This is a genomic window from Stenotrophomonas sp. SORGH_AS_0282, assembly GCF_030818125.1.
Lineage (GTDB): Bacteria > Pseudomonadota > Gammaproteobacteria > Xanthomonadales > Xanthomonadaceae > Stenotrophomonas > Stenotrophomonas rhizophila_A.
This window is the reverse complement of sequence record NZ_JAUTAB010000001.1, coordinates 352,197-364,610: the sequence shown is the minus strand read 5'-3', so window position 1 is coordinate 364,610 and position 12,414 is coordinate 352,197. Positions and strand designations below refer to the sequence as shown.

Here is a 12,414-nt window from a genome sequence, read left to right as displayed (position 1 = left end):
TCATATAAGCCGGGCGTGGCCCTGTCAACTGTTTGGCGAGCGCGTTGTCCTGGCATCCCCGTGATTGCTGGGCCTGAGGTTTTCGAAGGGGAAGAGAATCCGCAGTTGCTGTTGCAGCGCCGCATGGAAATCCAGACCGTGCACGAATACCCCGCAACGTGGCACCATCCGCCTGCTTCGGTAATCCCGAAACGACACAGGCGCATTACCATCGGCAGCGGCCGGCCGGGCTCTCCAGGAGGATCCATCGCACCATGCGTAGTCGTATCGAGGATGTCGCCGCCATTGCGGGCGTTTCGATCAAGACCGTGTCGCGCGTGCTCAACAACGAGCCGAACGTACGGGTGGAAACGCGCGACCGCGTGCTCGCTGCGGTCTCCCGGCTGGGATACAAACCGAACCTGTCGGCGCGCAGCCTGGCCGGGCAGCGCTCGTATGCACTGGCGCTGGTCTACAACAACCCCTCGCGCAACTACCTGATGGAAATCCAGAACGGCATGCTGGAAGCCTGTCATGCCAACCACTACAACCTGATCCTGGGGCCGGTCGGCATCGGCCGGCGCACCCTGCCCGACCTCGCCGCACTGTTCGAGAACTCGAGGCCCGATGGCGTGGTGCTGATCCCGCCGCTGACCGACGATGCGGTGGTGCTGGCGTACCTGGAAGACAACGAGATTCCGTTTTCCAGCATCGCACCGCGCCATCCCGAAGGGCGCATCGGCGTACGCATGGACGAAACCACCGCAGTGGTGGAACTGATCGGCCATCTGGTCGCGCAGGGCCACCGTCGCATCGCCCATATCAAAGGCCCGCGCGCGCATGGCGCGTGCCAGTGGCGCCTCGCCGGCTACCGCCAGGCACTTCGCGACGCGGGCATTGAGTACGACCCGGCGCTGGTGGTGAACGGCCAGTTCTCTTTCGAATCGGGCATCGACGCGGCCAATGCGCTGCTGGACCTGCCCGAGCCGCCCACCGCGATCTTCGCGGCCAACGACGACATGGCCGCCGCGGTGTTCCGGGTGGCTGGCCAGCGCGGCCTGCGCGTGCCGCGCGATCTTTCCGTGTGCGGCTTCGATGACACGCCCATTGCCGGGCACATCTACCCGGCCCTGACCACCGTGCGCCAGCCCACCGACACGATGGGCCGGCTGGCCACCGAACAGCTGATCGAACGCATCCGCTCGCCGAAGGCCGGCCGCATGGTCACCGTGGACCATGCGGTGCTGGTGCGTGAATCCACCCACGCACCCCGGCGCCGTTGAGGGGTCAGGCGTAGCGGCGCGACCCGCGCCATGCATAGAACACGATGAACAGGTAGCACAGCATCGGCAGCAGGAACGAAGCCTGCAGCCCGTAGTGGTCGGCCAACCAGCCCACCGCCAGCGGAACCACCGCGCCGCCCACGATCGCCATCACCAGCAGGCTGGAGCCCTGCCCGGTGAGCGGGCCCAGGCCGCCGATGGCGAGCGCGAAGATGGTCGGGAACATGATCGAATTGAACAGACCCACGCTGACCACGCTCCACTTGGCCAGCTCGCCGGTGCCGAGCATGGTCACCGCCAGCAGCCCCATCACCACCAGCGCGAACAGTCCGAGCAGGCGACGCGGATCAAAGCGCGCCAGCAGGAACGTACCGACCAGGCGGCCGACCAGCGCACCGCCCCAGTACAGCGACACATAGCGCGTGGCCTCCTGCTCGGTCAGGCCTTCGCCGATGCCCGGCATGGACAGGAAGTTGACCAGCACGCTGCCGATGGACACTTCCGCACCCACGTAGAAGAAGATCGCCAGCACGCCGAAGGCCAGGTGCTTGTGGCGCAGCGCCGCACCGAGCGTGCCCTGCTCCTTGCTGTCTTCCACCCCGGCAATGCTGGGCAGGCGGAACATCCAGATCGCCGCGGCCAGCACGAACAATGCGGTGGCCAGGCCGAAGTACGGTACCTGCACTGATTGTGCTTCAGCGGCGCGGTAAGCCAGCGCTTCGGCCTGCGGCAGCAGCGCGAGCTGCTCGGCGCTGCGCGGTTCGGCCGCCAGGATCAGCAGGCCACCGAACAGCGGGGCAATGGTGGTGCCCAGCGCGTTCATCGACTGGGCCAGGGTGAGCCGGCTGGAGCTGGTCTGCTCCGGCCCCAGCAGCGCCACATACGGGTTGGCCGCGACCTGCAGCACGGTGATGCCGGTGGCCAGCACGAACAGCGCGCCCAGGAACAGCCCGTATACATGCAGCGCGGCCGCGGGCCAGAACAGCAGCGCGCCGACCCCGGCGATCGCAAGACCGGCCACGATGCCGCGCTTGTAGCCCACCGCAGCCACCAGCCGGCCCGCCGGCAGCGACATCAGGAAGTACGCGCCGAAGAAGGTGAACTGGATGAGCATCGCCTGCACCCAGGTCAGCGAGAACGCGGACTTGAGGTGCGGAATCAGGATGTCGTTGAGGCAGGTGATGAAGCCCCACATGAAGAAGATCGCCGTCACCACGGCCAGTGCCATGCGTGTGCTCTGTACGTGCTGCCCGCGAACCACGGTGGAAGTGTCCATTGCCTGTCCTTCTGATGGGAATGCCAGCCATGCGGCGGCCAGACATGGAACCTGCTTGGCGTCCTGTTGTCCAGCGCTGTCAGACAACCGGTCAGAACACGCGACAGTCACCGTCACCTGCCCGAAAACGGGTTTCGCGCAGTTTCGTTCTGCACTGCACAACGAGCAGACCCGACTGAATCGGGCGCTTGACGTCCCGGCAAAACAGGGCTGAAAGGCCCGCATTGCAGGGTTTGGCGCGTATACAGCGACCCGCCCCGGGACACGCAGGGACACCCACGCGCGACACCGCGAACGATGCGCTTCATGGCAGTTTGTTGACAACGCTGTCAGGCATCGGCCCAATCCGCCCACATCGTTGTTGAATCGTGTCAGACGCCGTAGGACTGCCATTACCGATTTCCCTGGGGAGGGAGCTGCAATGAAGACGTACAAGGCCGTACCCCGCAAGGCAATGCTCACTTCCGCGCTGCTCGCCGTGTTGGCCGGGCCGGCGTGGGCCCAGGACACCACCCGCGACGGCGCTGCGTCGTCGTCGGAAGGGCTGGATCCGGCCACGCTTGATACGGTGCAGGTCACCGGTATCCGTGGCAGCCTCACTTCGTCCATGAACCTCAAGCGCGACAGCCAGGGTGTGGTGGACGGCATCGTGGCCGAGGACATCGGCAAGTTCCCCGATACCAACCTGGCCGAATCGCTGCAGCGCATCAGCGGCGTGTCGATCGACCGCACCTCCAGCGGCGAAGGCTCCAAGGTGACCGTTCGCGGCATCGGCCCGGACTTCAACCTGGTGCTGCTCAACGGCCGCCAGATGCCGGCCTCCAATCTGGGCAACGGCGGCGCCGGCCTGTCCGGCTCGCGCTCGTTCGATTTCGCCAACATCGCCTCCGAGTCGATCTCGGCGGTGGAAGTGTTCAAGACCACCCGTGCCGACAACCCGACCGGTGGCATCGGTGCCACGATCAACGTCAAGACCCTGCGCCCGCTCGAATCGGCGCCGGTGGTGAGCGTCGGCCTGAAGGCCGTCAACGACACCTCCAACGACAACCTGCCCAGCACGCTGCAGGGTTCGAAGTACACAGGTGAGATCTCCGGCATCTTCAGTGACACCTATGCCGATGGTCGCGTGGGCGTGATGCTGAGCGGCAGCTACCAGGAGCGCGATTCCGGCTTCAACCAGGCCACGGTGGCCGAAGGTTGGGCCACGTTCGAAGGCGACAACACCACTGACTGGCGCGTGCTGCCGCAGCCGGGCCAGGGCTACGCGGACCGCATCCAGAATCGTCCCGGCCCCGATGACGTGTACGGCCGCCCGCAGAACACCGCCTACAACGTCAACGGCGTGCAGCGCCAGCGCACCAACGGCCAGGCCACCCTGCAGTGGAAGCCGGTCGACAACGTGACCACCACGCTCGATTACACCTATGTGGAAAACAAGGTGCAGCAGCAGCGCAGTGAGCTGTCGGTGTGGTTCAACTATGGCCCGGGCGACAGCATCTGGACCAACGGCCCGGTCGCCGCGCCGATCATCTACAGCGAAGACATGGTCAATTCGGACGTGTCGATGGGTGGTGCGCAGCTGGCCACGAAGAACACGCTGGACTCGCTGGGCTTCAACGTGGAGTGGGAAGTCAACGATGCGTTGACCCTGAACTTCGACGCCCACCATTCCACCGGCGAATCGCAGCCCGACAGCCCGTATGGTTCGGCTGGCGTGCTCGGGGTTGCCGCGTTCGTGCGCGGCAAGACCACGGTCGACTACAGCGGCGACCTGCCGATCATCAACATCGCACTGCCGCCAGGCGGTGTGCAGGCGGCCGATGCCCTGGTCACAGGCTCTGTGTTCCAGAACAGCTATAACAAGTCCGAGGTGGAACAGTACCAGGGCCGCGGTACCTTCACGTTCGCCGACTACTCCGCGTTGGACTTCGGCGTGGGCTACACCGACGTCAAGAACCGCTCGGCCTCGGCGATCATGCAGCGCAACAGCTGGGGCGGCCTCGGCACGCCGGCCGACTACGATGACAGCATCTGGTACGCCGACGACATGGCCAGGTACTTCGATGCGTTCTCGGGGCACAACGATCCGCGCCTGACCGGCCAGTTCCTGGTGTTCGACTTCGACAGGCTGATCAACCGCGCCGCCCAGGTCGGCACCGCGTCCGACCCGGCCTGCCCGACCTGCTACGTGGCTCCCACCGAGTATTCGCAGGACATCCGCACCAACGAAACGTCCAAGAGCGCGTTCCTGCAGTACCGCACCACGTTCGACTGGTCGATGCCGCTGAACGTGGCCGTCGGCGTGCGCTATGAGCAGACCGACGTGGATTCCACCGCGATGGTGCGCGTGCCCAACGGGATCAGCTGGAGTTCGGCCAACGAGCTCAACATCGAATACGCCAGCGAAAGCGGCTTCATCAGCGACAGCGGCAAGTACGACTATGTGCTGCCCAACCTGGACCTGAAGCTGGACATCAGCGATACGCTGGCGCTGCGCGGCAGCTACAGCCGCAGCCTGGGCCGCGCGGGGTGGGACCAGATCCAGAGCGGGCAGTCGCTGGCCGACATCGTGCGCACCCAGGGTGGCAGCGGGTCGCGCGGCAACCCGGCGCTGGAGCCGCTGCTGTCGGACAACTTCGACCTGTCGCTGGAGTGGTACTACGGCGAATCCAGCTACGCCTCGGTCGGCTTCTTCCGCAAGAACATCAAGAACTTCATCAGCAACACCATCGTCCGCGAGAACACCGGCAACCTGCACACCCCGGTGGGTGGCGCCTACTGGAACGCAGCGCTGGCGGCCGGTTGCGGGGTGAGCGACATGCCCTGCATCCGCGATTACATCTTCACCAACTTCAACGGCCAGCCGGGCGTGACCGCCACCGGCACCAACTCGGCCGGCCAGCTCACCGGCACCATCGTCGGGCAGCCTGGCGATCCGATCGCCGGCTTCGACATCACCCTGCCGGCCAACCAGCGTTCGGACCATCTCGATGGCTGGGAAGTGGCGGTGCAGCACCTGTTCGGCCAGTCCGGCTTCGGCCTGGCGGCGAACTACACCAAGGTGAAGTCGGGGCTGACCTTCGACAACCAGAGCCTGGGCGACCAGTACCCGATGGTGGGCCTGAGCGATTCGGCCAACCTGGTGGCGTTCTACGACAAGCACAACTGGCAGATCCGTGCGGCCTACAACTGGCGCGACAAGTTCCTCAACGGCATCGGCGGCCAGGGTCCCAACCCGAACTACACCGATGATTACGGCCAGCTCGACCTCAACATCAGCTACGCGGTCAGCGAGCAGCTGTCGCTGAGCCTGGAGGCGATCAACCTCACCGACGAGACCATGCGTACCTACGCACGGCATACCAACATGCTGCGCTACGCCACCCAGACCGGCCCGCGCTACATGTTCGGCGTCCGCTACAAGTTCTGAGCAGCAGCGGTGTGGCGGGTCTACACTCGCCACACCGCCACCGCCTGCAAGCGACCCTGCCATGCCTGCCACGCCCGGTCCGATCGACGAAGTGCGCGACCTCGACCGCCACCGGCTGGCCGAGGTTCTCCCGGGCTGGACCACGCCCAAGGTGATCCGCGGGCTGGTGGCGGACTGGCCGATGGTCGGCGCCGCGCGCGACTCGGCCGATGCGGCGGTCGCCCACCTGAAGCAGTACGACCACGGCACCCTGCCGGTTACCGCCACGACCGCGCCGCCCGCAGCAAAGGGGCGGATCTTCTACAACGCGGACATGAGCGGCTTCAACTTCCGCCGCGAGCAGATCGCGCTGAAAGTGGTGCTCGATACGCTGCTCAAGTACCGCAGCACGCCCGAACCGCCCACCATCTACGTGGCCTCGACCACGCTGGACAGCTTCCTGCCCGGCTTCCGCCAGGACAATCCGCTGGCGCTGGGCGTGGACGGACCGCTGGCCAGCATCTGGATCGGCAACCGCTCGCGCATCGCCGCCCACCACGACGTGCCCGACAACCTGGCCTGCGTCGCCGCCGGCCGCCGCCGGGTCACCCTGTTTCCGCCCGATCAGATCGGCAACCTGTATGTCGGTCCGCTGGATTTCACCCCGGCCGGCCAGGCAGTGAGCCTGGTGGACTTCGCCGAACCGGACCTGGACCGCTTCCCGCGCTTTGCCCGGGCCATGGCCAGCGCCCAGGTGGCCGAGCTGGGCCCCGGTGATGCCGTGTTCATTCCTTCCCTGTGGTGGCACCACATGGAAGGGCTGGATGATTTCAACGTGCTGGTGAACTACTGGTGGCGTCCGGTGCCGGCCTGGATGGACCCGCCGATGAATGCCCTGATGCTGTCGCTGCTCGCGCTGCGCGGGCTGCCGCCGGCCCAGCGCAGGCACTGGCGGGCACTGTTCGACCACTACGTGTTCGGCGCCGATGGCGAAGCCAACGCACATATCCCCGACAGCAAGCGCGGCGTGCTGGGTCCGCTGGATGAGGGCATGGCGGCCAATGTGCGCAGCGTGCTGCGCAAGCGGATGGAACGCTGAGTCCGGACCTCCCCCTTTGGGGGGTGAATCCGTGATAATCCGCGCCGGGACCCCCTCATCCGCCCCGTTGCAGCCTCATCGGTAGGACCGGTTGGCGCAGCATCCTGCCGGTCACTCTGCCATGCCCCTGCTGTCCTCCCGCCTCAACCTGGGCAAGCTGATCCTGGCGCTTGCCCTGCTCAGCGCGCTGGTCGCCCTGGCCAACACCCTGCATGCCAGCTACCGCGTGCAGCGCGAACAGCTGATCGGCACCACGCTCGAATCCAACCGGGTGTACGCCAGCAAGCTGGCCGAGAGCACCCAGAACTTCGTGCTGTCGGCGCAGCAGCAGCTGGCCTATGCCGCCACCGGCCTGGGCCAGCGGGCGCATGCCCGCTCCGAGCTGGAAGCCGAAGCGGCGCGCCTGCAGCTGCAGACCAACAGCTTCAACTCGGTACTGATCGTGGACCCGGCCGGCACGGTGCTGGCCACCTCGCCGCTGAGCCTGTCCCTGCAGGGGGTGGTGCTCAACAGCCAGGGCAACAGCGAGGCGCTCAAGCGCCGCGAGCCGTACATCAGCGATCCCTACCAGTCGGCCACCGGCCGGCTGCTGGTCGCCATCTCGCACCCGATCTTCGACCCGCAGGGCCAGTACAAAGGCTATGTGAGCGGCACCATCTACCTGCGCCAGCGCAGCATCCTGCAGAGCCTGCTGGGCAAGCACTACTACCGCGACGGCTCGTATCTTTACGTGGTCGACCGCAATGGCCGGATCCTGTACCACATCGAACCCACCCGGGTTGGCCAGTTCGCCCTGGAGAACCCGGCGGTGAAGGCGGTGAGCCAGGGCCACTCGGGCGCGCAGGAAGTGCGCAACAGCCACGGCGTGCTGATGCTGGCCGGCTACGCGCCGGTGCCCAGCGTGGGCTGGGGCGTGGTGGCACAGCGCCCGACGGAGGCCACACTGGCGCCGCTGTCGCGCTTGATGAAAGCGGTGATCTGGAATGCCATTCCGCTGGGCGTGCTGTCGCTGCTGGTTACCTGGTGGTTCGCCCGGCGCATTTCGCTGCCGCTGTGGCAGATGGCGCGCAACGTGCAGAACCGCGACACCGGCATCGCCATCCGCCACGTGACCGGCATCAAGGCGTGGTACTACGAGGCCGCGCACCTCAAGCAGGCGCTGCTGTACAGCTTCAACCTGCTGCAGGACCGTATCGGCAAACTCAACCGCGCCAGCATGACCGACCCGCTCACCGGCCTGCAGAACCGGCGCGGCCTGCAGGAAGGGCTGGAAGACTGGCAGGCACGCGGGCAGCCGTTCGGAATCATCGCGCTGGATATCGACCGGTTCAAGACCATCAACGACCGCTTCGGCCATGCGGTCGGCGATGCGGTGATCCTGCGCATCGCCCAGCTGATGCGCGACGATTCGCGCGACACCGACCTGCTGTGCCGCAATGGCGGCGAGGAGTTCCTGATCCTGCTGCCCGGCATCGACGTCACCGCCAGCGCAGGCATCGCCGAGCGCCTGCGCCTGCAGGTGGAAGCAGAAGTGTTCGAACAGGTCGGCACGGTAACGGTGTCGCTGGGCGTGGCCCACTACCCGTCCTACCACGAGGACCCGCAGCAGGCGCTGCGTCTGGCCGACAAGGCGCTGTACATGGCCAAGGAACAGGGTCGCAACCGGACCGTGGTGTATCCAGCGCCAGACGGCCCGGCCGGAAGCTGATGCTGAAACCGGATCGACGCGCGGCGCCGATCCGGTGTTTCAGCTGCTTACCCGCCCAGCGGGGTCAGCAGGCGCGGGCCATTGCTGACGTCGGTCATGTACACGCCGCCGACCGCCAGCAGGCCAGCCACATCCTGTTCGCCGGGTCCGACCTCCCGCCAGGGCGCATGCGCGCGCGGGCCCGGAATGTAGACGTTCCACTGGCCGTAGCCGCGCGTGACTTCGCCGAAGTCGAAGCTGACCGGCACGCGCACGGACCAGAACGGCTTGTCCTTCTCGTCACCCGTGCTGGGGGCGCGGAAGCTCCAGCGATGTGCGGCGTCCACGCTCTGCTTCGCGAACGCCTCGCGCAGCCGCTCCATGCGACGCGCGTCACCGAGCACGCGCAGGTTGACCTGTTCGGCGATCACATCCATGACCTTGCCGTCACGGCCGACTTTCACGATCAACATCACATCGCCACTTCCACCCATGTTCAGTGCGACCGAGGGAAACCGCGGCGGCGCCAGCGTGATCGAGGTGACCTGGTCGGTGCTTGTGGCGTCGTACCCGCCGAAGGTCGCGGCGTCGAGCGTGACCATGTCCTTGCCGTCGGGCCCGATGTTGGCGACCAGGCGGATGGACACCTGGGTGCGCGCACGCACGGGCTTGCCATCGCGCACGATCGGCTCGAAGCGCCAGGTCTGCACGGAGCGGTCAACGAAGCTGGCCAGTTCAGCCGGCACCTTTTCGCGCTGGTCCAGCACGAAGCCTTCCACCTGCCCTTCGGTACCAATGTTGACCTGCCCGGTCAGCACCATGCTGCCTTCGGCGGTCCTGCGCATTTCGCTGCGTGTCTGTGCGGCGGCGTCCGGTGCGGCGGCGACGATGCTGCCGCCAAGTGCCAGGGCCAGTGCCAGGTAAAGGGAGCTACGCATTGCACGACTCCTTGTGATCAGATGCCCAACGGGGTGAGCAGGCGCGGACCGTCATCCAGGTCGGCCATGTAGATGCCGCCCGCAGTCAGCAGGTCCGGTGCGGCGTCCTCGCCGGCCTGCGAGTTGCGCCACGGCGCGCGCTCGCGCGGGCCGGGAATATAGGCTTCCCACGTGCCGTAAGGTGTGCGTTCGCCCATCATGTAGCGGACCGGGATCCGCACGGTCCACGACTCGGCGTCCTTGAGCCTGCCGGTGGTCGGCGGGCGGAAGGTCCAGCTGCGCGCCGCGGACACCGATGCACGGGCAAACTCGTTGCGCACCTGCCGCATCTGGTTTTCCTTGCCCACCACGCGCAGGTTCACCTGCTCGGCGACCACATCGTCCACGGTACCGTCGCGGCCGACCTTCACCAGCAGCAGCACTTCGCCCTTGGCGCGCATGGCAGCGAGATTCCTGGGATAGGCCGGCAAGCGGAGCTCGCTGGAGGTCACCCGGCTGGTGTTTTCCGGGTCGTACTTGCTGAAGCTCGCACCCGCCACGCGCACGGTGTCGCCCGCGCCGCCCGGACCGGGCTGGGAGAGCAGGCGCAGGGTCACCGGCGTCTGTGTGGCGACCGCCGTGCCGTTGTCCACGATCGGCTGGAACTGCCATGCCTGCACCTGGCGCTGCACGAATGCCGCCAGATCGGGAGGCAGCGTGTCGGCGTGGTCCAGCTGGAAGCCGGTGACGTGCCCGTCGGTACCGATATCGATCTTGCCGGTCAGCGTCATGCTGGCTTCGGCGGTCTCACGCACCGAACGCGCGGTCTGTGCAGCGGTATCGGTTGTCGCGACCAGCCCGGTGCCGCCCAATGCGAGGGCCAACGCCAGAATATGGGGATAACGCATCTCACCTGCTCCTTGTGGATGAACCCCGAGGATAGCCCAGTGATGTGTCAGGGGGAAATCAGGCCAGGCGATGATGGGCTGCATAGGGCGGCGTATCGGGATAGTCGCCGGCCGCGAAACGCGCCTGCAACCCTTGCCACCAGTGCGGGTCGAACAGATGCGCATGGTGTTCGCGCACGGCGGCAAGCTCGTCGGCGGGCAACCCCATGAAGGGTGCGAAGCGCTCCGGGAACACATCGCGTGGGCCCACGTGGAACCACGGCTCATCGGCCATGGCTTCGTCCGCATTGCGCGGTGTCGGCCAGGCGCGGAACACGCAGTCGCTGACGAGGCACAGCTCGTCGTAGTCATAGAACACCGCGCGCCCATGCCGCGATACACCAAAGTTCTTGGGCAGCATGTCACCGGGGAAAATGTTGTTGCGTGCCATGTCGGTGATGGCCTGCGCGTAATCCAACCCGGCGGCACGGCGGGCTTCGGCCGTCTGCTCGCGCAGGTACAGGTTGAGCGGGCGGAAACGACGCTGCACATAGCACAGCGCGATCACCAGCGAATCGCCGTCCTCACGCACGCTGGCCGCGCACTGGCTCAGTAGTTCTTCGCGCAGCGCCGGCGAGAAGCGGGCCTTGGGAAAGCGCAGGTGGCGGTAGGGTTGCGCGTCCAGCAGACGCCCGACGCGATCCAGGTTGAACACCAGCGCGTACTTTTCTTCGACCTGGTGCCGGGTCATGGTCTTGGGCCAGGCGAAGCGGTCGCGGATCAGCTTGAACACCAGCGGGTAACTGGGCAGCGTGAACACGGCCATGACCATGCCCGGTGTGCCATCGGCATGCACCAGCTGTTCGTCGGGATGGTCCTGGAAGTGGCGGAAGAAGGTCCGGTAGCGCTCTGTCTTGCCCTGCTTGGCGCGGCCCAGCACGGTGTAGATCTCATCGATCGGCTTGGCCGGCAGCAGGCTGCGCAGGAACACCACCGCATCTCCCACCGTGGCCAGGTCGGCCTGGAAGTAGCTGCGTGACACGCCGAACAGGTGCGCCACATCGCGACGCCGGGTCAGCACGGCTTCGGCACGCAGGCCGTTGTCGTCGTTGACCAGCGCGATTACGCACGGTGAGAAGCGGTGTTCGCCGAACACCCGCCCCACCAGGTAGGCGCGACGCTCGCGGTAGAACACGGTATCCAGCAGCTCGATGCTGCGCACGGGCTGGGTACCCCAATGCTGCAGGTCGTCCTGCAGGCGCACGGCAATGGCCGCCGCACAGCGCAACTGGTGCGCATAGGGCACATCGAAGCGATAGTCACCCAGCACCCGCATGAAGGCCTCGGCCGGCCGCGTCGCCGACAGCGCGTAGGTATGCCGCGCGACCGGATGGGTGATTGCGTCGGATGGCTCCACATCCATCGCCATGAACTCCACTGCGGCATCCACGCCTTCAGTAGCGAACAGGCGCCGGGCCAGCGTGTTGTAGAAGGTTTTGTACAGTTCTGCGTCGATCAACCCACCCACCAGGCCTGCGTAGGCCCTGCGGATCTGCAGCCACAGCGCGCGCTCACCCACGGCCTCACGCGCTGCCCGCCGCAGCACATCCACCGTTTCGGCAATGCAGCGGTCATACAGCCCGATGCGTTCCACCGCATCCTGCCGCGCCCCGTTCCAGTCGCGGGTCTCGAAGCGTACCCGCGCGCGGCGCGTCACCCCGGCGAAACGCGCGTGGTAATCCTCGAAGGCATCACGGATCAGTGCCGCCAACCGCGTGGCGAGCGCTTCGTCATCAGGGGATGGGGCAACAGGCATGCAGGGCAACCGGGAAGACCACCCCAACCATAGTGGGGCCGGCCCATGGCCGGCAAGCGAT

At 66.4% G+C, this 12,414-nt stretch carries 8 protein-coding genes; 4 read left to right on the top strand and 4 right to left on the bottom strand.

All coding sequences use genetic code 11. The features are described 5' to 3' along the window. The first annotated feature begins 254 nt into the window (after positions 1 to 254). Positions 255 to 1,262: a LacI family DNA-binding transcriptional regulator gene (locus QE395_RS01555; protein ID WP_093534866.1), complete on the top strand. Its 1,008-nt coding sequence runs from the start codon at positions 255 to 257 to the stop codon at positions 1,260 to 1,262. Positions 1,263 to 1,266: 4 nt separating this feature from the next. Here the strand turns inward: QE395_RS01555 and QE395_RS01550 are convergent, their stop codons facing one another. Further along, complete coding sequence (locus QE395_RS01550) at positions 1,267 to 2,538, bottom strand: sugar MFS transporter (RefSeq protein WP_306987362.1); 1,272 nt, start codon at positions 2,536 to 2,538, stop codon at positions 1,267 to 1,269. A 421-nt stretch (positions 2,539 to 2,959) separates the two neighbouring features. Between QE395_RS01550 and QE395_RS01545 the strand changes: the two genes are divergently transcribed. From QE395_RS01545 to QE395_RS01535, 3 genes are all read left to right on the top strand, one after another. Continuing rightward, the gene (locus QE395_RS01545) at positions 2,960 to 5,968 is read left to right on the top strand and encodes a TonB-dependent receptor (protein WP_306987361.1); all 3,009 of its coding nucleotides are present in this window, start codon (positions 2,960 to 2,962) and stop codon (positions 5,966 to 5,968) included. Between the two features lie 61 nt (positions 5,969 to 6,029). Continuing rightward, positions 6,030 to 7,046 (top strand): cupin-like domain-containing protein, encoded by a 1,017-nt coding sequence (locus QE395_RS01540; protein WP_306987360.1) that lies wholly within the window; start codon positions 6,030 to 6,032, stop codon positions 7,044 to 7,046. A gap of 121 nt (positions 7,047 to 7,167) precedes the next feature. Then, the gene (locus tag QE395_RS01535) at positions 7,168 to 8,754 is read left to right on the top strand and encodes a sensor domain-containing diguanylate cyclase (RefSeq protein WP_306987359.1); all 1,587 of its coding nucleotides are present in this window, start codon (positions 7,168 to 7,170) and stop codon (positions 8,752 to 8,754) included. Between the two features lie 47 nt (positions 8,755 to 8,801). Here the strand turns inward: QE395_RS01535 and QE395_RS01530 are convergent, their stop codons facing one another. The 3 genes from QE395_RS01530 to aceK are packed head-to-tail and all read right to left on the bottom strand — an operon-like array spanning position 8,802 to position 12,353. Next, entirely contained in the window at positions 8,802 to 9,671 is an 870-nt protein-coding gene (locus QE395_RS01530; protein WP_306987358.1) for an energy transducer TonB, read from the bottom strand. A gap of 17 nt (positions 9,672 to 9,688) precedes the next feature. After that, positions 9,689 to 10,558 (bottom strand): energy transducer TonB, encoded by an 870-nt coding sequence (locus QE395_RS01525; RefSeq protein ID WP_306987357.1) that lies wholly within the window; start codon positions 10,556 to 10,558, stop codon positions 9,689 to 9,691. Between the two features lie 58 nt (positions 10,559 to 10,616). Then, complete coding sequence (aceK, locus tag QE395_RS01520; RefSeq protein ID WP_306987356.1) at positions 10,617 to 12,353, bottom strand: bifunctional isocitrate dehydrogenase kinase/phosphatase; 1,737 nt, start codon at positions 12,351 to 12,353, stop codon at positions 10,617 to 10,619. Between the last annotated feature and the right edge of the window lie 61 nt (positions 12,354 to 12,414).